Annotated in this window: 19 protein-coding genes; 17 read left to right on the top strand and 2 right to left on the bottom strand. The window is 38.8% G+C overall.

What is annotated here, in order from left to right; translation table 11 throughout:
- Positions 1 to 24 precede the first annotated feature (24 nt).
- Positions 25 to 744, top strand: coding sequence for a respiratory nitrate reductase subunit gamma (gene narI, locus G4Z05_RS09235; RefSeq protein ID WP_163251726.1), 720 nt, complete (start codon positions 25 to 27; stop codon positions 742 to 744).
- Positions 745 to 849: 105 nt separating this feature from the next.
- Here narI and G4Z05_RS09230 read toward each other — a convergent pair whose 3' ends face one another.
- Positions 850 to 1,281, bottom strand: coding sequence for a hemerythrin domain-containing protein (locus G4Z05_RS09230; protein WP_163251676.1), 432 nt, complete (start codon positions 1,279 to 1,281; stop codon positions 850 to 852).
- Positions 1,282 to 1,466: 185 nt separating this feature from the next.
- Between G4Z05_RS09230 and glsA the strand changes: the two genes are divergently transcribed.
- Positions 1,467 to 2,396: a glutaminase A gene (gene glsA / locus G4Z05_RS09225; RefSeq protein WP_163251674.1), complete on the top strand. Its 930-nt coding sequence runs from the start codon at positions 1,467 to 1,469 to the stop codon at positions 2,394 to 2,396.
- A gap of 111 nt (positions 2,397 to 2,507) precedes the next feature.
- On the opposite strand, the gene G4Z05_RS09220 is transcribed toward glsA, so the two are convergent.
- A complete protein-coding gene (locus tag G4Z05_RS09220) occupies positions 2,508 to 3,920 on the bottom strand; it encodes a peptide MFS transporter (protein WP_163251672.1) in 1,413 nt (470 codons plus the stop codon).
- Between the two features lie 575 nt (positions 3,921 to 4,495).
- Here G4Z05_RS09220 and G4Z05_RS09215 point away from each other — a divergent pair.
- The 15 genes from G4Z05_RS09215 (at position 4,496) to argF (ending at position 22,434) form a co-directional block, all read left to right on the top strand.
- The gene (locus G4Z05_RS09215; RefSeq protein ID WP_038539859.1) at positions 4,496 to 5,260 is read left to right on the top strand and encodes a MerR family transcriptional regulator; all 765 of its coding nucleotides are present in this window, start codon (positions 4,496 to 4,498) and stop codon (positions 5,258 to 5,260) included.
- A gap of 229 nt (positions 5,261 to 5,489) precedes the next feature.
- The gene (locus G4Z05_RS09210; RefSeq protein ID WP_038539863.1) at positions 5,490 to 6,503 is read left to right on the top strand and encodes an ABC transporter ATP-binding protein; all 1,014 of its coding nucleotides are present in this window, start codon (positions 5,490 to 5,492) and stop codon (positions 6,501 to 6,503) included.
- Positions 6,484 to 7,452 (top strand): ABC transporter ATP-binding protein, encoded by a 969-nt coding sequence (locus tag G4Z05_RS09205; protein WP_038539865.1) that lies wholly within the window; start codon positions 6,484 to 6,486, stop codon positions 7,450 to 7,452. The genes G4Z05_RS09210 and G4Z05_RS09205 overlap by 20 nt, the downstream gene beginning before the upstream one ends.
- Before the next feature lie 45 nt (positions 7,453 to 7,497).
- Positions 7,498 to 9,114 (top strand): ABC transporter substrate-binding protein, encoded by a 1,617-nt coding sequence (locus tag G4Z05_RS09200; RefSeq protein WP_163251670.1) that lies wholly within the window; start codon positions 7,498 to 7,500, stop codon positions 9,112 to 9,114.
- Between the two features lie 94 nt (positions 9,115 to 9,208).
- Positions 9,209 to 10,216 carry an ABC transporter permease gene (locus tag G4Z05_RS09195; RefSeq protein ID WP_163183474.1) on the top strand — a complete coding sequence of 336 codons (1,008 nt, stop codon included), beginning with the start codon at positions 9,209 to 9,211 and terminating at the stop codon, positions 10,214 to 10,216.
- 12 nt (positions 10,217 to 10,228) lie between these two features.
- Positions 10,229 to 11,131: a nickel transporter permease gene (gene nikC, locus G4Z05_RS09190; RefSeq protein ID WP_038539874.1), complete on the top strand. Its 903-nt coding sequence runs from the start codon at positions 10,229 to 10,231 to the stop codon at positions 11,129 to 11,131.
- A gap of 130 nt (positions 11,132 to 11,261) precedes the next feature.
- The gene (locus tag G4Z05_RS09185; protein WP_038539876.1) at positions 11,262 to 11,798 is read left to right on the top strand and encodes a shikimate kinase; all 537 of its coding nucleotides are present in this window, start codon (positions 11,262 to 11,264) and stop codon (positions 11,796 to 11,798) included.
- Positions 11,795 to 12,547 (top strand): type I 3-dehydroquinate dehydratase, encoded by a 753-nt coding sequence (aroD, locus tag G4Z05_RS09180; RefSeq protein ID WP_038539879.1) that lies wholly within the window; start codon positions 11,795 to 11,797, stop codon positions 12,545 to 12,547. Before G4Z05_RS09185 ends, aroD begins: the two co-directional genes overlap by 4 nt.
- A 321-nt stretch (positions 12,548 to 12,868) precedes the next feature.
- On the top strand, positions 12,869 to 13,918 hold the full coding sequence (gene argC, locus G4Z05_RS09175; RefSeq protein WP_338036756.1) for an N-acetyl-gamma-glutamyl-phosphate reductase: 1,050 nt from the start codon (positions 12,869 to 12,871) through the stop codon (positions 13,916 to 13,918).
- 32 nt (positions 13,919 to 13,950) lie between these two features.
- Positions 13,951 to 15,180, top strand: a complete 1,230-nt coding sequence (argJ, locus tag G4Z05_RS09170) for a bifunctional ornithine acetyltransferase/N-acetylglutamate synthase (RefSeq protein WP_420872903.1) — start codon at positions 13,951 to 13,953, stop codon at positions 15,178 to 15,180.
- A gap of 14 nt (positions 15,181 to 15,194) precedes the next feature.
- A complete protein-coding gene (gene argB, locus G4Z05_RS09165; protein ID WP_163183471.1) occupies positions 15,195 to 15,992 on the top strand; it encodes an acetylglutamate kinase in 798 nt (265 codons plus the stop codon).
- Entirely contained in the window at positions 15,992 to 17,191 is a 1,200-nt protein-coding gene (locus G4Z05_RS09160) for an acetylornithine transaminase (protein WP_163251668.1), read from the top strand. Before argB ends, G4Z05_RS09160 begins: the two co-directional genes overlap by 1 nt.
- 6 nt (positions 17,192 to 17,197) lie before the next feature.
- Positions 17,198 to 18,271, top strand: coding sequence for a carbamoyl phosphate synthase small subunit (locus tag G4Z05_RS09155; protein WP_163251666.1), 1,074 nt, complete (start codon positions 17,198 to 17,200; stop codon positions 18,269 to 18,271).
- Entirely contained in the window at positions 18,258 to 21,491 is a 3,234-nt protein-coding gene (gene carB, locus G4Z05_RS09150; protein WP_163251664.1) for a carbamoyl-phosphate synthase (glutamine-hydrolyzing) large subunit, read from the top strand. The genes G4Z05_RS09155 and carB overlap by 14 nt, the downstream gene beginning before the upstream one ends.
- On the top strand, positions 21,475 to 22,434 hold the full coding sequence (argF, locus tag G4Z05_RS09145) for an ornithine carbamoyltransferase (RefSeq protein ID WP_163251662.1): 960 nt from the start codon (positions 21,475 to 21,477) through the stop codon (positions 22,432 to 22,434). Before carB ends, argF begins: the two co-directional genes overlap by 17 nt.
- Positions 22,435 to 22,459 lie beyond the last annotated feature (25 nt).

The following is a 22,459-nucleotide window of genomic DNA, read 5'->3' as shown; positions in this document are numbered from 1 at the left end:
GTGAAAGGAGGATGGTAGGATATGATCACATATTTTGATATATTTCTTTGGGTGGTTGTTCCTTATATCTCTTTGACTATCTTTGTATTAGGGCATATTTACCGATATAATACCGATCAGTTTGGCTGGTCGGCAAAGTCAAGTGAGTTTCTGCATAAAGACGCTTTACTAAAATGGGGTAGTATACTCTTTCACTATGGGATTGTCTTTGTTTTTTTTGGCCATGTAGCAGGAGTGCTCATCCCAAAAGGATTTTATGATGCAATTGGGATATCGGAGGAAATGTATCATTTCGGAGCAGTCTGGTTTGGTGGCTTGGCGGGAGTGGCCACAGTAATAGGTGGCTTTTTACTAACTGTTCGCCGAATGACGAATAAGAGAGTGGCAAGAAATAGTGCCAAAATGGATTTGCTCACTCTACTCTGGATTGGAGTAGTAGTGGTGATTGGATTTACCAATACGGTCGGTTATACTGCTTCTGGCGGAGAATTTGACTATCGGACAACCATTGGTCCGTGGTTTAGAGGAATTTTGACATTTAGGCCTTATCCAGATTTAATAGCTTATGCTCCAATTGGGTTTCAGCTTCATGTATTTGCAGCGTTTATTTTATTTGCGCTATGGCCATTTACCCGTCTTGTTCACGTTTGGAGTTTACCGCTGGAATACTTGACACGAAAATATGTATTGTATCGAAAAATAACACCTCGGAGAACGATCCGTGAGGTAAATAGGAGAAATTAAAGGATTTAAAAAATGTTTTTAAAGCAAAACAAAATGTCCTCATGACAAGCTCATGAGGACATTTTGTTTATGGTGAAACAGTTGTCATAATTCGATTCTATTTGTTTATGAATGGTCTTCAAACAAATACTTTTCTTCGTCTTCATTATGTATCTTTCCTATTACACTAATTGCTTTAAAACGATCGATGATTTCATCAGTTATTTTGCCATCACGCAGTAACTCTCTAATCTCTTTTACAATAATCCGAAAAAGCTCATGATCACGCTTTAACCATGTCACTTTCTCAAGCAAATCTGGATGTTGCTTTACTTTCTCTAAGTAAAATCCCTCTTCTTCTGAATCAGCGTGTGCTATCAATCGGGTTTCCCAATGTTCAACCAACGCTTCTGCGGCCATTAACGCATGTTTTTCATAGTTATCCGCTTTTTCCTGCAAGACTTTTAGTAAAAGCTCTAGTAAATCCCTTCCTTCAGTAAATACTCCTTCATGGATGGAACGATGTGCATCCAATTTATATAATGAAGGTCCTGACATTATGATCAGTCTCCTTTTTTCATTTACTATCCACCAGTATATTCATCAATTCCATCGATTAAACGTAAACGGAATTGCTTTATTATAAATGACAATACGAAAGTAGATTTTGGAGATTAGTTAATATTTCCGAATCTTTTTGTTAACTTTAGACTCATTTGCCCATACTACTAAGGGTGATGCGTATGGCATGTCAATCAAATGATGATTTAAGGGCATTAGTAGAAAAGGCAAGGCCGATAGCAAAAGAGGGAAAGGTTGCTGATTATATCCCAGCACTCGGAAAAGCGAATCCGAATGATTTGTCGATTGCCATTTACTATCCGGATGGGAACTGTATTTCAGCAGGGGATATTGATAGAAAAATCACTTTACAAAGTATATCAAAGGTAATCAGCTTAGCACTTGTATTAATGGATCGAGGTCCAAATTATGTATTCGAGAAAGTAGGAATGGAACCTACTGGTGATCCTTTTAATTCGATTGCTAAGTTGGAAACGACCGTCCCTGCCAAACCTTTAAATCCAATGATTAACGCAGGGGCACTCGTCGTAACCCATATGCTTAAAGGAAACAGTGTGGAGGAAAGGTTTCAACGACTTCTTAACTTTATTCAAGATCTTGCTGGGAATCAATCGATTGATTATTGTGCTGAGGTCGCCCGTTCCGAGTTTGAAACGGCACATTTAAATCGAGCTTTATGTTATTTTTTAAAACAACATCATATAATCGATGAGGATATTGAAGAGCTCATGGATTTATATACGAAGCAGTGTGCTATTGAAATGACCTGTTTAGATTTATCAAGAATCGGCTTGGTATTTGCAATGGACGGAGTAGATCCGGAAAGTGGCAGACAAATCATGCCATTAGATGTTGCTCGTATTTGTAAAACTTTTATGGTTACTTGTGGTATGTATAATGCTTCCGGGGAGTTTGCGATTAAAATCGGGATACCAGCAAAAAGTGGAGTTTCAGGAGGAATTATGGGAGCTGTACCTGGTCGGTTTGGCATCGGGATTTTTGGTCCAGCCTTAGATGAGAAAGGTAATAGTATCGCCGGAATTAAATTGTTGGAACTGTTATCGAAGACTTATAGCTTAAGTATGTTTTAATATCAGTGGAAAGTAATTGAAATTTAAGAGCCTTATTTTTTTATCATTGTAAAAAAAATCGGAAATAAAAAACGAAGTCACCAAAGAGGTTGACTTCGTTTTTAATATAAATTAGTTTGCTTTAGCAACTTGCTCTTCCATATTTTCGTTATCATCGTCTCCTAACATTTTCACAAGCTTCTTAGAAATGGATAGGAGAATAAGTCCAAGAACAATGACAGAAGCACCAATTACTGAGAATACTTCAAAGTATCCCATACTTTCAGTAAGAGCACCTAATTGTCCGGCAATAATATTGGCGACAAAGGAGCTTGCCATCCAAACAGCCATTAATAAAGATGAAAATTTAACTGGTGCATATTTACTTACAAAGGACAGACCAACTGGATTTAAGAATAACTCACCAATAGTATGGAAGAAATAAGTGAGAACGATAAAAAGGATATTTGCTTTTACAGTAATATTGGTTTCGTCGCTACCTGTTTGCATGATCGCAAATAGTAATACGATAAAACCAAGACCAAGCATAATCATACCCAATCCCATTTTTGTTGGAACGGCCAAGTCTCCACGTTTCGAATTAGATAATTTAACCCATAACATAGAAACAATTGGTGCAAAGATTACGATAAATAATGGATTAATGGATTGGAACCAAGAAGTTGGAACTTCCCATCCAAAAACTGTACGGTCAATAAATTTATCCGTATAAATGCTTAGTGCTCCCCCAGCTTGTTCAAATCCAGCCCAGAAGAACACAACGAATGCCGCTAATATGAAAATGACCGTTGTTCTGTTCTTTTCGACTTTCGTCATTTTTTGTTTTTCAACTGCTCCTGTATTGGAAACATTCGGCTTACCAACAGGTTTTTTACCAATATCACCTAAGAAGCGATTTCCTAATGCATTAAATAATATTTGACCAATTACCATACCAATTGCTGAAGCTAGGAAACCATACTTATAACCATATTCAATAACTCCGTTTGCTTGAACGGCAAACCATTTATCTGTAATGGCTCCAATGACTAATGGTGCGAAGAATGCGCCCGTATTAATACCCATGTAGAAAATTGTGAATGCTGCATCTCGTCGTTTGTCTTTTGGACCATATAGTTCACCAACAATGGTGGAAATATTTGGTTTGAAGAATCCATTACCGATAATTAACAAACCTAATCCAATATAAACGGCGGTAAAACTTTGGTGGGCAAACAGGACGAGGTTTCCGAGTGCCATGGTAATACCACCAATAGTAACGGCAAGTCTTTGTCCTAAAAATCGGTCTGATAAATAACCACCAATTAAAGGTGTAAAATAAACGGCTCCAGTGAAAAATCCGTAAAGCATAAGAGCCGTACTTTCTTTCATTCCTAATCCGCCACTAACTAAAGACTTCGTTAGATATAGGATAAGAATGGCTCTCATACCGTAATAACTAAAACGCTCCCACATTTCTGTCAAAAATAACAGATATAAACCAGGTGGGTGTTTTTTGGATTGATGATCCATTGTAGCTTCCATTTTTGTATTCCCCCTGAAGATGAATGTTATTTGGGTATAATTATCTTAATTTAAAAACATTTGAATCGTCAATGAATTATTAATAAAAACCAATATTGGAAAAATTGATAATTCCGTTTATATTTAGTTAATTATGGTGTCTACATTGAAAATAGTGAATTTATGATTTTTATATATGGAATAAATATGTAATAACAACTAATAATTACTATATTAAGAAAACAAGATGAGAGTGTACTACTTTATATCGTTTCATAACCGCTTTCTTCTTATTTAATAATTGTTGTTAGTGCAAAAACTAATTTCTGTAAGAATACTTCCGGCATTGTTTCACAATTGGATCGTATCATTTCATCTAGCTATTTCATTTAGTGTTTCCCCACTTTAATATAAATAATTTGGTCAAAGAGAATTACAAATACTGTAAAGAAACAAAATGAATGGATTAATTTTTCCATTACGCTTGTGAAGTTCCCTTCTTAATTTTTTGAAAAAAAATCAATAAAATGGGCTAATTTTTAATTGACCTTAACGTTGCGTAAAGGTGTATTGTGTACTTAAGAGGAGGTGAAATGATGGAGTATACAGTGCAGAAGCTTGCAAATTTAGCGGGTATTAGTACGAGAACCATTCGATATTATGATGAAATTGGTATTCTTAAGCCGGCAAGAATCAATTCTTCAGGATATCGGATTTATGGTCAAAGGGAAGTGGACCGTTTGCAGCAAATTCTATTTTATCGAGAATTAGGTGTTTGTTTGGATGATATTAAGTCGATCATGACAGACCCTTCCTTTGATGGTGCTAAAGCACTGGAAGAACATCTGAAAAAGCTCCTCGAAAAACGAAAACAATTAGATTTATTAATTGCGAATGTCAAAAAGACAATCGCTGCAAAAGAAGGGAGAATTCACATGTCGGATAAAGAAAAGTTTGAAGGCTTTAAGAATAAAATGCTTGAAGAAAACGAAAAGAAATATGGAAAAGAAATTCGAGAAAAGTATGGGGAAGAAGTGGTAGAAAAATCTAATGAGAAATTCCGAAATATGACAAAAGAGCAATATGAAGAGGTAACTCACTTGGAAAAACAAGTTACTCAGACATTGGCTGAAGCATTTAAAACGGGTGATCCTAAAGGAGAGCTCGCTCAAAAGGCAGCCGATCTGCATAAAAAATGGCTTATGTATTTTTGGCCTGAATATAGCAAAGAAGCCCATGCTGGTTTAGCTCAAATGTATGTAGACGATGAAAGATTCAAAGCCTACTATGATAAAGAACAGCCAGGTACTGCGGAATTTTTAAGAGAGGCTATTCTTGTATATACGGGAATAAAACAATAATATTTCATAAAAACTTTTCTTAAAATAATATAATCTCTTTTTGAGGGTATTTTCATTAGTGCTTTAACGTTTTACTGTTCTAATGAAAATACCCAATTTTTTAAATTTTTAAAAATTCATTATTGACAATTTTCGATAAAAAAGTAAAAATAAAAATAATCTGATTATATATAAATTTACTATATTGTTATATTTTTGAATTATAAATTAATTTCAGGCAGGTGTGAATGTGAGTAAAGAACCAATTCTTCGAATAAATGACTTAAAGATTTCGTTTCAATCCGGAAAGAAGTTGGTAACGGCAGTTGACGGAGTAAGTTTTGAATTAAAAGAAGGAGAGATTCTTGGAATAGTCGGGGAATCTGGTAGCGGAAAGAGTGTCACTTCCCTCGCATCGATGGGACTGATTCCCTCACCACCGGGAAAAATTGAAAAAGGCGAAATTATCTTTAATGGAAAGAATTTAACCAATATTTCTGAAAAAGAATGGCGGAAAATCCGGGGAAACCAGATTTCAATGATTTTCCAAGAACCGATGACCTCTTTAAATCCGTTATTTACTATAGGAAATCAGTTGATGGAAGCGATCCGATTACATACGAACCTCTCTAAGGCAGAGGCGAAAGCAAGAAGTGTAGAATTGCTGAAGCTGGTCGGGATTCCGAGAGCGGAAGGGATTTTAATAGAGCATCCTCACCAGTTATCAGGAGGAATGAGGCAGCGGGTTATGATTGCCATGGCAATGGCGTGTAATCCTAGAGTGTTAATCGCGGACGAACCGACTACAGCCCTTGATGTTACAATTCAAGCCCAAATTCTTGCATTAATGAAAGACTTAAACCAAAAAACGAATACATCTATCATCCTTATCACTCATGATTTGGGGGTTGTTGCGGAAATTTGTGAGCGAGTAATTGTAATGTATGCTGGACAAATCGTCGAGCAGGGGGATGTACGAAAGATATTAAAAGACCCGCAGCATCCTTACACGAGAGGATTGTTGAAATCAGTTCCAGACTTAAGAGGGAAAAAAGACCGCCTTTACAGTATACCAGGGACGGTTCCGGTACCAGGGTCTGTTATCAAAGGGTGCCGTTTTGCTGCCAGATGTGCGGATGCTTTTGAAAAGTGCCGTCACGAGTCCCCTATTCTCCATCAAACGGAAAATGATGGACATGAAGTGCGCTGTTTCCTACATACAATTAAGGAGGGGAGTGACGAGCATGTCAGAGTTACTTCTTGAGGTAAAAGGACTAAAAAAATACTTTCCTATCACAGGCGGACTTTTAGGTAGAAAACAGGGGGAAGTCAAAGCGGTTGATGATGTCTCTTTTTATGTAAAAAAGGGCGAAACATTGGGGATTGTTGGTGAATCTGGATGCGGTAAATCTACCACTGGCCGTCTGCTAATGCGTTTAATAGAGGCGAGTGACGGTAGAATTATTTTTGAAGATAAAGAGATTACAAAAATGTCCAAGTCGGAATTAAGAAGGGTTCGACGAGATATTCAGATGGTATTCCAAGACCCATATGCTTCCTTGAACCCGAGGCATTCGGTTGAGCAAATACTAGAAGAACCACTAATTGTTCATGGAATAGGGTCGAAAGAGGAGCGGAAAAAACGGGTTAAGGAAATGCTTGAAGTAGTAGGTTTAAGTAGTTATCACGCTAAGCGGTATCCTCACCAATTTAGTGGTGGGCAGCGACAGCGGATTGGCATTGCTAGAGCATTAATGACCAAACCTAAGCTAATTATTGCCGATGAACCTGTATCAGCACTTGATGTTTCTATTCAAGCACAGGTTCTCAATTTGATGAAGGACATCCAAAAGGAGTTTAACCTTACCTACATATTTATCGCTCATGATCTGGGCGTCGTTCGCCATATCAGTGACCGTGTTGGGGTTATGTATTTAGGAAGATTAATAGAGTTGGCTGATTGCGAAGAACTCTATGAAAATCCGAAACATCCATATACGAAAGCGCTTCTATCTGCTGTCCCGATTCCGGACCCAGATTTGAAGAAGCAAACTATTTTAATAGAAGGCGAACTGCCAAGCCCGGCCAATCCGCCTTCAGGTTGTGCTTTCCATACAAGATGCACTGAGTGCATGGATATCTGCAAAACAACTAGACCAGAAGAACACAATCTAAATGGTCATTATGTTGCCTGTCATTTATATAACAAATGAGAGGCGACATTTATGATAAAAAATATAGTTTGCAGGGGGTAAGAAATGAACACGAAGAATAAGACCTTTAAATGGCTGTTGATCTCTTTATTAGCCATCAGCATGTTCCTTGTTGGCTGCAGCAGCAAATCGAATGAAAAAACCGGTGGTAAATCTGCTAATGGTAGCCAATCCAAAAAAGATACTCTTGTTTATGGTCGCGGTGGAGACTCCACTTCCCTTGACCCTATTACCACTACTGAAGGGGAAGCATTTAAAGTTACAGAAAACATTTTTGAAACACTTGTTGAGTATGGTGACCAAGATACAACGATTAATCCTGGACTAGCTGAAAAGTGGGAAGTTTCGGAGGATGGTTTGACATATACATTCCACCTTCGTAAAGGGGTTAAATTCCATGATGGCACTGATTTTAATGCCGATGCAGTTGTCTTCAACTTTAACCGCTGGATGAACGGAAATGATGAGAAATTCCCTTACTATTCTATGTTTGGCGGCTATAAGAATGATGAAGGCCATGTAATTAAAGAAGTAAAAGCAGTGGATGAACATACTGTCCAATTTGTATTAAAAAGACCACAGGCTCCATTCCTTAAAAACTTAGCCATGTCTCCATTCGGTATTGCCAGCCCTTCGGCGGTTGAAAAATATGGAGACGATTTTAGAAGCCATCCGGTTGGAACAGGTCCTTTTAAATTCGTAGAGTGGAAACAAAACGATACAATCACACTTGAAAAGAACCCTGATTATTGGAAAGAAGGCTTACCAAAGCTAAATAAAATTATTTTCCGAGTTATTCCTGAAAACACTGCTCGTCTTAATGCACTTGCAAATGGTGAAATTGATGTAATGGATGGATTAAATAACTCTGATGAGGAAACGGTTAAATCCAACCCGAATCTTCAAGTAATCGAACGTCCATCCATGAATGTTGGATATATTGGTTTAACAACTACTCGTAAGCCATTGGATAATAAGCTTGTTCGTCAAGCGATCAATCATGCAGTGGACAAAAAAGCGATTATTGACGCATTCTATGGTGGTAAGGCGGAAGCCGCTGTGAATCCAATGCCTCCTTCAATTGAAGGGTATAATGATGCGATTGAAGATTATCCATATGATCTTGAAAAAGCAAAAGCTTTATTGAAAGAAGCCGGTTATGAAAATGGTTTTGAAATTGACTTATGGGCTATGCCGGTAGCACGTCCATACATGCCTGAAGCACAAAAAGTGGCTGAAGTCATTCAAGAAAGCTTGAGCAAAATTGGCATTAAAGCGAAAATTCAATCTGTTGACTGGGCCACATATTTAGAAAAGGCAACAAAGGGCGAGTTTGATATGTTCATGCTTGGATGGACCGGAGATAACGGGGACGCGGACAACTTCTTATATACATTGCTTGATAAAGATAGTATTGGAAGTAACAACTATACTCATTACAGCAATGACGAGCTTCATGAAGTATTGATTGCCGCTCAGACAGAAACAGATCAAGCAAAACGTAATGAGCTGTACAAGAAAGCACAAGAAATTATTAAAGAAGATGCGCCGTGGGTTCCGCTTGTTCACTCCACTCCATTATTGGCTGCATCAAAAGATGTTGTGAACTACTTGCCACATCCAACTGGCTCAGAAGCATTAACAAAAGTTGAATTTAAATAATCTTTTCTGGAAGGGGAGGGAGCTGTTCCTCCCCTTTTGTTAACAAAACATATTCTTAGTATTTTCTTAAAGAAAAAGAGGTAGGTGAAAACAATTGTTAACATATACGATTCGCCGTGTCCTTTCTTTAATACCAGTACTTTTTGGAATGACCCTTGTAGTTTTTGCGATTATTCATGCCATTCCGGGAAACCCGGCACAGGTTATTCTTGGTCAGAGAGCAACTGCCGAAGCGATTGCCACATTGACAAAGGAATTAGGTTTGGACAGGCCTTGGTACATACAATATTTTGATTATCTTGGTCAGCTTTTCCAAGGGGATTTAGGAACCTCATTAAGGACAAGAGGACCGATTAATGAAGAGATTTGGCCGTATTTAGGGGCAACATTTGAACTTACATTAGTCGCAATGATCATTGCGGTAATTGTTGGGGTCAATGCAGGAATAATCAGTGCCTGGTTCTCCAAATCTTGGTTTGATTATGCAGCAATGGTTTTTGCACTTATTGGGGTTTCCATGCCAATTTTCTGGCTTGGTTTGATGGAGCAGTGGGTTTTTTCTATTGAGCTTGGCTGGCTACCAACGACAGGTCGCGAGAACGTCAGAGATCCTGTAACGTCCATCACCAACTTATATTTAATAGATACATTGCTTCAAGGAAGAACAGATCAATTTTGGACCGTGGTGCAGCATTTAATTTTACCAAGTATGGCTCTTGCTACTATCCCAATGGCGATCATTGCGCGGATGACCCGTGCGACCATGCTTGAAGTGATGAAATCTGATTACGTCCGCACAGCGAGAGCTAAAGGGTTAAGCATGTTCTGGGTTGTGTACAAGCATTCTTTAAAAAATGCTGTTATACCTGTCCTTACGGTGATTGGTTTGCAAACAGGGCTTCTTTTGGGGGGAGCGATTTTAACAGAAACGATTTTTGGCTGGCCAGGGATTGGACGATATTTATATGATGCAATTGCTTATCGTGATTACCCAGTCATTCAGTCAGGAATCTTAATCATCGCCACAATTTTCGTGTTGATCAATTTATTGGTCGACTTGTTATATGTCTTCATTGATCCGCGTATTAAATACAACAAATAGGAGGGATTAAATGTGGCTGAACTTGCTAAAAATACATCAGCAGAAATCACAATGCAAGCTGTTGAGGAAAAGCTGACACCTCCATGGAAAGAAGCATGGCAATCGTTTTATAAAAATAAATTAGCTTTAGCGGGCTTAACTATTGTACTCTTTTTTATCATTATTGCCATTATTGCTCCGTGGGTGGCACCATATGGCTTTAAGGAGCAAGTCTTGACTGATCGAATGCAGCCGCCTTCAAGCAAACATTGGTTTGGTACAGATGATTTTGGCCGTGACATCTTTTCAAGGATTCTCTACGGCGCTAGGATTTCTTTATGGGTTGGCTTCTTTTCTGTCTTAGGTTCCGTGGTGATTGGAACGTTGCTTGGCATTGTGGCAGGTTATTATGGACGCTGGATAGACGCCATTATCTCGCGTATTTTTGATATCATGCTTGCTTTTCCAAGTATTCTATTAGCAATCGCCGTCGTATCCATCCTTGGTCCATCATTAAGGAATGCATTGATAGCGATTGCAGTGATTAACGTTCCCAACTTTGGCCGATTAGTTCGCTCGAAGGTTCTGAGTATCAAACAGGAAGAGTACATTATGTCAGCTAAAGCCATAGGGATGAGGGATACACGAATCCTTTTCCGACACATTTTGCCTAACAGTATTTCCCCGGTCATTGTACAAGCAACACTAGCAATTGCTACAGCTATCATTGAGGCAGCAGCACTTGGTTTTCTAGGATTGGGAGCCCAACCGCCAGAACCGGAATGGGGAAAAATGCTAGCAGATTCCAAAAACTACATTACTCAAGCACCATGGACATTATTCTTCCCAGGTATGGCCATCATGCTCACCGTACTTGGCTTCAACTTAATGGGAGACGGATTGCGCGACGTGCTCGATCCAAAAATGAAACAATAAATTTGGAGACTCCAGAGGGGGTCTCTTTTTGATGTCAGGCATTATTTGTTAAAAATCGTCATTTTTTGTCTTGTCAAGAAGTTTGACAACGAATAAACTCAAATAAAGGTTTTATTTAGGGGTTGTATTTATGGATATTAATGGATTAGAAAAAAGTATTGTATTTATTGGGTTCATGGGTGCAGGGAAGACCACGGTTGGAAATTTAGTGGCTAAAAAATTAGGCAGAAAATTTATGGATACGGATGAAGTGATTGAAAAAGAATTGGGAATGCCTACTTCACAAATTTTTAAAGAATTAGGTGAAGCGGTATTTAGAGAAAAGGAGAAAAGTTTAATTACTAGTCTGGCGCTAGAAAAGAATCTGGTTCTCTCATTAGGTGGTGGGGCATTTTTACAAGAGGAAATTCGCACTGCTTGTTTATCATCCACGTTTGTCATTTTTCTAGAAGTTTCATTTGAAAGCTGGCTTGAGCGAGTCAATCTCATTATTGACAGCCGTCCCGTCTTACAAGGAAAGTCTATAGAAGAGATGAAAGAGCTTTTTGAGAAGCGTCAAGTAATTTATGCCAATCATCATTTGAAAATCCAAACCGATGGGAAAACTCCTGAAGAAATAGCTCATTATATAATAGATAAAATGAGATGGAGTGAGACGGAAAGATGAAGAAAATCATAAAGGTAAAAGGTCTCACCATAGGTGAAGGAGCTCCAAAGATTTGTGTTCCGATGATCGGAAAAACGTTGAAGGAGCTGAAGTTGGAAGCGGAATATATTCAAAAACTTCATGTAGATTTGGTTGAATGGCGGGTTGACTTTTTTGAAAAGGTAGAGAAAATCGAAAAGGTTAAACAGGCACTTTCCGAAATTCGCAGTATTCTTCACAGTACCCCGATTATTTTCACGTTTAGAAGTAAACGTGAAGGAGGAGAAAAGGAAATAAATAACGGTTATTATATGGAGCTTAATAAAGTGGTGGCCGAGACGAGCCTTTCCGATTTCATTGATATTGAATTATTTAATGAAGAACAGGATATAAAAAAGTTAATTGATACCGCTCATTCCAATGGGGTATTTGTTATATTATCTAATCATGATTTTGAAAAAACACCACCAAAGGAAGAAATCATATCACGCCTTTGTAAAGCACAGGAACTTGATGGCGATATTTCGAAAATTGCGGTCATGCCTAATCATCCAGGAGATGTGATTACTTTATTAGAAGCGGCAAATACAATGAATGAGAAATATGCAGATAGACCATTTATCACCATATCGATGGGGGATTATGGAAAAATTAGCCGATTTGGTGGTTTTGGATCAGCCATTTCCTTTGGAGTAGCAACAAACTCCTCTGCTCCTGGGCAAATTTCAGTTGAAGAATTAAGAAAGGTATTGGAAATCTTATATAAATGAGATGACGATCAAATGTATAACTGGGGCTGTCTAAAAAGTCCATTTAAGAGAAAAATGAACCCAAATTAAAAACCCAAGAATGTTGATTTAACAGCATTCTTGGGTTTTGCTTTTATAAAGATTTCGGCTGAAATACCACTTTCCGGACAGCCCCTTTTTTAAGGTCATTTTGCATAAAGATTGTATATTTTATAAAAACAAAATGAAAGCGTTTCCAAATAAAATCCTAATAATTTTAGGATTAGATGAAAAAATCTAAATTTATAGATTGAATATTTATATATATGGATGTATAATAATTCAATATAAAAGGATGCGGGAGTGAGAGAAAGAATGAAGGCAGCAGTTATCGGCGGTACTGGGTATGGAGCAGTGGAACTAATTAGACTTATAAAGATACATCCACACTTAAAGATTGGTACCGTTGTATCTAACTCCCAGGCTGGAAATAGCTTTAGTGAGGCTTACCCTCATCTAACTGGAATACTAGAACAACCGTTAGAAAAATTTGATCCGAAAACATTAGCTGAACAAAATGATGTTGTTTTCCTTGCCACTCCATCTGGCGTAAGTAGCAGATTGGTACCAGAGCTAATGGAAGAAGGGGTAAGATGTATAGATTTATCAGGGGATTTTCGCTTAAAAACCGAGGAACAATATGAATTTTGGTATAAGCATCCATCTGCTGACCGGGCATATTTAAATCAAGCAATCTATGGATTAAGTGAGATTTACGCTGAAAAAATAAGTGATGCACGCTTAATTGCAAATCCAGGGTGTTATCCAACTGCAACAAATTTAGGACTCATACCTATTATAAGAACAAACTTAGTAGATTTTGAATCAATCATCATTGATGCCAAATCAGGTGTTAGTGGTGCGGGTAGAGGTTTATCATTAACAAGTCATTATGTTGAAATAAATGAAAATTTAAAAGCATACAAGTTGGGGAAACATCAACATATTCCGGAAATTGAACAAGTTCTAGAAGAGGAAAGCGGCCATCCAATCACCGTTTCTTTTACAACCCACTTGGTTCCGATGACAAGAGGAATTATGTGCACAATGTATGTAAACCTAAAGCGAAACCTTTCAACTTTAGAAGTGTATGAGTTATACAAAAAGTTTTATAAAAATAAGCCATTTGTCCGAGTAAGGCCGGTAGGGACGATCCCAGCAACTAAAGAAGTTTGGGGAAGTAATTATTGTGATATCGGTTTACATGTTGACGAGCGTACTAACCGTTTAACGATCATCTCTGTCATCGATAATTTAATGAAAGGTGCTTCTGGTCAAGCAATCCAGAATGCAAACCTGATGTTCGGCTGGGATGAAAGCACAGGATTAATCAATATACCAATGTATCCGTAAAAAAATGGTTGTTTACAAAGGGGGAAATGAGATTGGTTCAAGCGATATCAAGTGAAAAAATAGTAGTTTTTGAGAAAGAAAGTGTTACGTTACCGTTAGGTTTTAAAGCAGGTGGTATGCATTGTGGGATTAAAAGAAAACGGCTCGATCTTGGCTATATTGTTTCAGAGGTCCCTGCAACTGCAGCTGGTGTCTATACGACAAATGTGTTTCAGGCAGCCCCCTTATTAGTCACGCAAGAAAGCATTGCCAAAGAGCAAAAGCTTCAAGCCATTCTCGTGAACTCTGGAAATGCAAATGCATGTACTGGGGAACAAGGATTAATGGATGCTTATGAAATGCAGAAAAATTTTGCCGCTGAACTACATATTGATGACCATCTCGTTGCAGTAACATCAACTGGTGTAATCGGAGAATTACTGCCAATGGATAAAATCAATCAAGGCATTAAGCAAATTCTACAGAAAGAATATGAACAGGAAGACAACTTTAAAAAAGCAATTTTGACGACAGATACGACGGTTAAAAACACAGCTGTCCAATTAAAAATTGATGGCAAAACTGTCAGTATCGGTGGGGCCGCTAAAGGGTCTGGCATGATCCATCCCAACATGGCTACCATGCTCGGATTTGTCACAACAGATGCAAACATTGCTTACGATGATCTAGTCTCAGCCTTAAAGGATGTAACGAACCAAACATTCAACATGATTACAGTGGATGGTGACACAAGTACCAATGACATGGTACTAGTCATGGCCAACGGTTTAGCAAAAAATAACCAACTGACAAAAGAACATCCTGATTGGGATTTATTTGTGAGCGGATTAAAAATCGTATGTGAATCTCTTGCTAAAAAAATTGCCAGAGACGGAGAAGGAGCAACAAAGCTCATTGAAGTGAATGTGAGCGGTGCTTATAGTTTAGAAGCAGCACGAGCAGTTGGAAAATCAATTATTTCTTCTAATCTGGTAAAAACAGCGATCTATGGAACAGATGCTAACTGGGGAAGAATCGTGACAGCCATTGGATATAGTGGTGTTCCTGTTGACCCGAACACAGTAAAAGTAGGAATTGGACCAATCACCGTATTTGAAAACGGTCTTCCATGTGTGTTTGTAGAAGAAGAAGCAAAAGAATACTTGGAACAAGAAAATGTCCAAATATTCGTTGAATTAAATCAAGGAGATTGTAGTGCTGCTGCTTGGGGATGCGACCTAACGTATGATTATGTGAAAATTAACGCATCCTACCGCACGTAAGGGAGGGAACCGAAATGAAATACTTAGTCATTAAGTGTGGCGGAAGTGTGTTAGAAAATCTACCGAGATCCTTTTATGAAGACATCGTTTCCCTCCATCAAACTGGTGAATGGACACCCATTATCGTCCATGGTGGTGGCCCTATGATCAATCAATTAGTGAAAAGCTTAAATATTGAAACGAAATTTGTTAATGGCTTGAGGGTAACGAATCAAGATGTTTTGGATATTGTTGAGATGGTTTTGAGTGGTATGGTCAATAAGCAAGTTGTTCGGAATCTGATTGAAGTAGGGGGTACGGCAATCGGCGTGAGTGGAGTTGACGGTGGTCTACTCCAAACAAAGCCCGTTCAAAATGCAAATGAATTAGGTTTTGTTGGTGAAGTGGAAGAGGTGAAACACTTAGTAATTGAAGGGATTATTGCTCAAGGAAGCATCCCGGTCATTTCCCCCATTGGAATCGACGCATTTGGTCAGCGATACAATATCAACGGTGATATAGCTGCTTCCGCGATTGCTAAAGCACTACAGGCAAATCTTTGTTTTATCAGTGATATCCCGGGAATCTTAGTGGAAAAAAACGGGACTAAACAGAAACTTGATAAAGTATCCAAAGCAGTTATCGAAGAAATGATTGAAAAGAAAATCATCTATGGTGGCATGATCCCAAAGGTAAAAGCGGCAATCGATGGGCTTGTCCATAACATCCATGAGGTGGCCATCATTAGTGGTTTAGAAAAAAGTAGTTTGATTGATTACGTGAACGGTAAAAAAATAGGTACAAAAATTGTACTAGAAGAGGAGATTGCATGATGACATCAAATAATTCCATCTCCATGGCAACGCCCATTATGCCAACCTACTCTCGTTTCCCAGTTACCCTTGTAAAAGGGAAAGGGAGTTATGTGTGGGATGACAAAGGGTCCAAATATTTAGATTTCACTTCCGGAATCGCCACTTGCAATCTAGGACATGTTCCGGATGCAGTAAAAAAAACACTGGAGGAACAACTGCAGAATTTATGGCATTGTTCTAACCTTTATCATATTCCAAATCAAGAAAAGCTTGCCGCTTTACTAACAGCTAATTCCTGCGGTGATCAAGTTTTCTTTTGCAACAGTGGGGCGGAAGCAAATGAAGCAGCAATTAAACTTGCAAGAAGATATGCTAGCAAAGTGAAGGGAAGCAATTCCGTTCAAATTGTGACCTTTCAGCAATCCTTCCATGGCCGAACATTAGCTACTTTAACTGCTACTGGTCAGGAAAAAATTCAACATGGTTTTGCCCCTTTAATGCCTGGATTTAGTTACCTTCCGTTTAACGATGTGGCATCACTTGAAGAATTAAGCATTATCAAACCGGCAGCGGTTCTTTTTGAACTTGTTCAAGGAGAAGGAGGCGTCATACCAGCTGAACCAACTTGGGTGCAAAAGCTATCCCAAATTTGTAAAGAAAACGACATTCTCTTGATGGTTGACGAAATTCAGACGGGAATGGGAAGAACGGGAACCCTATTTGCTTATCAACAATACTCCATTCAACCGGATGTGATTAGTCTAGCTAAAGGACTCGGTTCTGGATTCCCAATCGGAGCGATCATTGCTAAAGAAAAAGTAGCAAAGGGCTTCGAGCCTGGCACACATGGCAGTACCTTTGGAGGGAATCCCTTAGCCACGGCAGCTGGAATAGCAACGATTTCACACTTACTTGAGAGTAATATACTGACACACGTGAAAGAAATTTCAGTGTACCTCGACCAGCAGCTTGAAAGTCTGAAGAAGAAGTACACTTGTATTAAAGAGATCCGTGGCAAAGGATTATTAAAGGGCTTGGTGGTTGAAACAGATGCATTAGCTATTGTTAAAAAGGCCATCCAATATAAACTCTTAATTCTAACTGCGGGTCCAAAGGTGGTACGGATTTTGCCTCCACTAAATGTAACACAAGAAGAAATAAACGAATGTATGATAGCATTGGAAAAAACGTTCCAAAGTTTAGAGAAAGGCGAGTGAGGTTAGTTGGAACAGGGGTATCTTACTTTGGAAACGGGAGAAGTGTTTGAAGGGGTATTGATTGGTGCTAAGAAGGATTCCCTCGGTGAAGTGGTATTTAATACGAGCATGACTGGATATCAGGAAATTATTACGGATCCTTCCTATGCTGGTCAAATCATCACATTTTGTTATCCAATCATCGGAAACTATGGAATCAATGCGATGGATGACGAAAGCATTTCACCGGCACTGGCAGGGGTTGTCATCGGAGATTTATGTGAAACACCTAGCCATTATCAATCCATCCAAAAATTTTCTGATAAATTAGCACAAGCCGGTGTTACAGGAATTGCTGGGGTCGATACAAGACTTCTCGTGAAAACGGTCCGTAGTCGTGGGACCGTAAGAGGGTATTTAAGTCACACAAAAAAAGAGGAGCTGCCGCCAGTAAAAAACACTTTTTGGGTGGAAAAAGTATCAACAAAGAAAACGAAATATTTTAAAAATAAAGGACCTCATGTGGTTTTAATGGACTTTGGTTATAAAAAATCTATTCTTACCGCTCTTTTGGATGAAGGCTGTGCAGTGACGGTTGTGCCATACTCTACCCCATTTGAAAAAATAAAAGCCATAGATCCAGATGGTGTCCTATTTAGCAATGGACCTGGCGATCCGATGGAGTTAAAAAAATGGTTCCCGGAAATTAAGAAAATTAGCCAGCATTATCCATCCCTAGGTATTTGCCTTGGCCATCAATTAATTGCCCTTGCCTATGGAGCACAAACGGAGAAGCTTGCCTATGGACATCGTGGAGGAAATCATCCAGTGAAAGAATTGTCAACTGGAAAAGTAAAAATTACTTCCCAAAATCATGGCTATGTCGTCGTTGATTCAAGTATTGATAAGAACGTTTTCAAAATCACTTACTTGAATGTGAACGATAAATCTATTGAAGGATTGAAACATAAACATTATCCAATCCAAACTGTACAATTCCATCCGGAAGCCCATCCGGGACCGAACGATACCGTTCATATTATCACTGAATTTGTAACTCAGATTGCTTCATTGGGAGAGACACGTTATGCCATTAAATAAAAAGCTAAAAAAAGTACTTGTTATCGGCTCTGGGCCTATTGTCATTGGGCAGGCAGCAGAATTTGATTATGCTGGAACCCAGGCTTGCATTGCACTTAAAGAAGAAGGAATAGAGGTTGTCCTCATCAACAATAACCCGGCGACAATCATGACAGACGAAACCATTGCCGATAAAGTCTATATTGAACCGTTAACAGTTGAAACGATTGAAAAAATTATTCAGAAAGAAAAGCCAGACGGGATCATTGGAACGCTTGGCGGTCAAACAGGGTTGAATCTGGCTGTTCAGCTTTATGAACAAAAAATCCTTGATAAATATCAAGTAGAACTCCTCGGGACTTCCGTTGAGTCGATTAAAAAAGGGGAGGATCGTGAGAAATTTCGTAATTTAATGCTAAAAATTGGTGAACCGATTCCGGAATCGTCGATCATTCATACTTATGAAGAGGGCGTCCAATTCGTTAAGGAGATTGGCTTTCCGGTTATTGTGCGCCCAGCCTATACGTTGGGCGGTGATGGCGGAGGCTTTGCCCATAACGAACAAGAGCTTGAAGTTGTTCTAAAAAAAGGTTTAGCAGCAAGTCCGATTCACCAAGTGCTTTTAGAGAAAAGCATTAAAGGGTGGAAGGAAATTGAATATGAGGTCATGCGAGACGCAAATGATACATGCATCATTGTCTGCAATATGGAAAACATGGATCCGGTTGGTGTACATACTGGCGATTCCATCGTTGTGGCTCCATCACAAACATTAACAGATGTTCAATATCAAATGCTCCGTGACGTTTCAATTAAGGTCATTAGAGAATTAGAGATTATTGGAGGATGCAATATCCAGTTTGCACTAAACCCAGAATCCAACCAATACTACATTATTGAAGTAAACCCTCGGGTTAGCCGTTCATCTGCCCTTGCCTCGAAAGCTACTGGTTATCCAATTGCAAGGATGGCGGCAAAATGTGCCATAGGCTATCATTTGGATGAAATTATCAATCCGATAACAGGCAATACCTTTGCTTCATTTGAACCGGCGATTGATTATATCGTGGTTAAACTACCACGTTTCCCATTTGATAAGTTTCCTGAAGCGGATCGAACGCTTGGCACGCAAATGAAAGCAACTGGTGAAGTTATGGCGATAGATCGAACCTTTGAGGGAGCCCTAAATAAAGCGATTCGTTCGCTGGAAATGAATGTATACGGTTTATGCCAAGAAAGTGTTCAATCCATAAAGGAAGCAGAATTATTCAAACTGCTTGAAACGGCCAATGACCAGCGACTATTCGTCCTTGCTGAAGCATTTAGAAGAGGGATCTCCATTGAAAAAATTCAGCAATTAACGCAAATTGATTTTTGGTTTTTACACAAAATAAGCGCAATGGTTGAGTTGGAAAAGAAACTGGCAACCTATGATTGGGGCAATGTTCCTGTTTCATTATTAAAAGAAGCAAAACGATATAATATCTCGGATAAGCTATTGTCTCAAATTTATAAAATTCCGGAAAAACAAGTTAGAGATAAGAGGAAGGAATTGAATTGGAAACCGGGATATAAGATGGTGGATACCTGTTCGGCAGAGTTTGATGCGGTGACACCTTACTATTACTCTACTTGGCACGGTTTTGATGAAGTCGAAACGACTAATTCGAAAAAAATTCTAGTCATCGGGTCAGGACCAATTAGAATTGGTCAAGGAATTGAATTTGACTACTGTTCTGTTCATGCTGCCAAGGCCATCAAGAAAAAAGGGTATGAAGCGGTTGTCATGAATAATAACCCAGAGACGGTAAGTACGGACTATTCTGTAGCTGATCGATTGTATTTTGAACCACTTGCTGTTGAGGATGTCCTTCATGTCATTGAAAAGGAACAGGTTGAAGGAGTATTGATTCAATTTGGTGGTCAAACGGCGATTAATTTAGCGCATGCATTGGAAGAGGAAGGCATTCCTATCTTGGGTACTTCCGTAAAGGATGTGGACCTTTTAGAGGACAGAAAAGAATTTTATCAATTGCTTGAGGACTTGAATATTCCACATATTGAAGGCAAAACGGCCGAAAATGTGGATCAATTGTTGGAAGCAGCAACAGAACTCGGATATCCCGTACTCGTAAGACCGTCTTACGTAATTGGCGGACAGTCAATGTTTACTATTTTTTCAAAAGAAGAATTATTGGGATACATCCAGCAACTACAACAAAATTCACATGAAAAAATGTGGCCATTATTAGTGGACAAATACCTACCTGGGCTTGAATGTGAAATTGATGTCATAAGTGATGGAAAGAATATCGTTGTTCCAGGTATCTTTGAGCATATTGAAAAAGCAGGAGTTCACTCCGGTGACAGTATATCCGTGTTCCCGCCTATTTCATTGGATGAACAAACAAAAGAAGTGCTAATCGATTATGCGAACCGTATTGCAATAGCCGCGCAAATCAAAGGGATGATGAATATCCAGTTCGTTATCCATGGAAATACAGTTTATGTCTTAGAGGTTAACCCACGTTCCTCTAGAACCGTGCCAATCATGAGCAAGGTCACAGGGGTGCCAATGATTGAGTGGGCCGTAAGAGTCCAAATGGGTGAGTCGTTAACTGATTTATGTCCAACAACTGGGTTATTAGTAGAACCAAACTATTATTCTGTGAAAGCACCGATCTTTTCATCAAGTAAGCTGAAAGGAGTCGACCATGTGCTTGGACCTGAAATGAAATCTACTGGAGAAGCACTTGGAATCGACATGAATTATCAACAGGCACTTGATAAAGCTTTACCGTCTATTTCTGGTTCGGTTGTAGGTGATTATATTTTCTGTTCAATTGCAGATCGGGAAAAGCCTGAGAGCCTGCAAATTTTCCAACAGTTGAAAACAAAATACAATTTGGCAGCCACAGAAGGAACAGCCCATTTTCTTCAAAGCCATGGGATTCCTGTTGAAAAGGTAGTTAAAGATGAACAAGATGTTCAGCAATTATTTAAAAATCAAATGGTAAAGTTGGTTGTAAATATTCCAAATCAAGGGAGAAATAAACAGAAATTTGGGTTTCAAATTCGTGAGCAGGCGATTCGATTTAAGGTGCCGGTCCTTACCCATCTGGATACAGTAAAAGTAATGATGGAACGATTAAAAGGATTTACTTCTGATATAGAAGTAAAGACCGTAAGTGAATTTCATAAATTAGAGAAAAGAGGTGCCGTTCATGCTAAATGCCATTAAGCCAAGTGAATTGTTATTTAAAGGGAAAGATTTTTTGCAGCTCTCTGATTTTACACAAGAGGAAATCCTTTATTTACTTGAAGAAGCGCAAGAATTAAAAGCGATGCAAAAACAAGGCAAGCCACATCCTTATCTTGCTGGTAAAGTATTAGGAATGATTTTTGAAAAATCTTCTACGCGCACCAGAGTGTCGTTTGAAGTGGGGATGTTGCAGCTTGGGGGACATGCGATTTTCTTAAGCTCTAAGGATATTCAGCTTGGCAGAGGGGAAAGCATTTCTGATACGGCAAAAGTGCTATCTCGCTATGTGGATGGCATTATGATCCGAACATTTTCTCATGATTCCGTGGAAGAATTGGCAGAGCATGCAACCATACCTGTTATTAATGGATTAACCGATTTACAGCATCCAACCCAAGTGTTAGCGGACCTGTTAACAATATTAGAGCATAAGGGGAAATTGGCCGGCTTAAAACTTTGCTACATTGGTGATGGTTATAATAATATGGCACATTCATTAATGGAAGGTGCGGTTAAGGTTGGAATGAATATTAGTATCGCCAGCCCGCAAGGATATTTACCGGATGAGGCGATTACTGAAAAGGCGATAAAAGTTGGGAAGCAAACGGGAAGCACAGTAACGGTAACGAATGATCCTCTAGAGGCAATTAAGAATGCAGATGTCATCGTTACAGATGTTTGGACCAGTATGGGACAGGAAATGGAGACTGAAAAGAGGTTAAAAGATTTTCAGGGCTATCAAGTGAATCAGGAGCTTTGTCAATATGCGAAAGAAGATTTTATCTTCTTGCATTGCTTGCCAGCTCATCGTGGTGAAGAGGTAACAGCAGAGATAATCGATGGTCCTCATTCCGTGGTTTTTGATGAGGCTGAAAATCGTCTTCATGCACAAAAAGCCATTTTAAAATTATTACTAGGTTAATAGTGGATTTTTTTAAAATTAAATG

Source organism: Neobacillus thermocopriae, assembly GCF_010975035.1.
GTDB lineage: Bacteria > Bacillota > Bacilli > Bacillales > Cytobacillaceae > Neobacillus > Neobacillus thermocopriae.
The sequence above is the reverse complement of the archived record's forward strand: the minus strand, read 5'-3'. Positions and strand labels throughout refer to the sequence as shown.

What these genes read in the sequence shown, in the direction of transcription:
- G4Z05_RS09200 (WP_163251670.1), top strand. Translation starts at nt 7,498, where the DNA reads ATGAACACGAAGAATAAGACCTTTAAATGGCTGTTGATCTCTTTATTA.
- glsA (WP_163251674.1), top strand. Translation starts at nt 1,467, where the DNA reads ATGGCATGTCAATCAAATGATGATTTAAGGGCATTAGTAGAAAAGGCA.
- carB (WP_163251664.1), top strand. Translation starts at nt 18,258, where the DNA reads ATGCCATTAAATAAAAAGCTAAAAAAAGTACTTGTTATCGGCTCTGGG.
- argF (WP_163251662.1), top strand. Translation starts at nt 21,475, where the DNA reads ATGCTAAATGCCATTAAGCCAAGTGAATTGTTATTTAAAGGGAAAGAT.
- G4Z05_RS09215 (WP_038539859.1), top strand. Translation starts at nt 4,496, where the DNA reads ATGGAGTATACAGTGCAGAAGCTTGCAAATTTAGCGGGTATTAGTACG.
- G4Z05_RS09220 (WP_163251672.1), bottom strand. Translation starts at nt 3,920, where the DNA reads ATGGAAGCTACAATGGATCATCAATCCAAAAAACACCCACCTGGTTTA.
- G4Z05_RS09160 (WP_163251668.1), top strand. Translation starts at nt 15,992, where the DNA reads ATGACATCAAATAATTCCATCTCCATGGCAACGCCCATTATGCCAACC.
- aroD (WP_038539879.1), top strand. Translation starts at nt 11,795, where the DNA reads ATGAAGAAAATCATAAAGGTAAAAGGTCTCACCATAGGTGAAGGAGCT.
- G4Z05_RS09230 (WP_163251676.1), bottom strand. Translation starts at nt 1,281, where the DNA reads ATGTCAGGACCTTCATTATATAAATTGGATGCACATCGTTCCATCCAT.
- G4Z05_RS09205 (WP_038539865.1), top strand. Translation starts at nt 6,484, where the DNA reads ATGTCAGAGTTACTTCTTGAGGTAAAAGGACTAAAAAAATACTTTCCT.
- argB (WP_163183471.1), top strand. Translation starts at nt 15,195, where the DNA reads ATGAAATACTTAGTCATTAAGTGTGGCGGAAGTGTGTTAGAAAATCTA.
- G4Z05_RS09185 (WP_038539876.1), top strand. Translation starts at nt 11,262, where the DNA reads ATGGATATTAATGGATTAGAAAAAAGTATTGTATTTATTGGGTTCATG.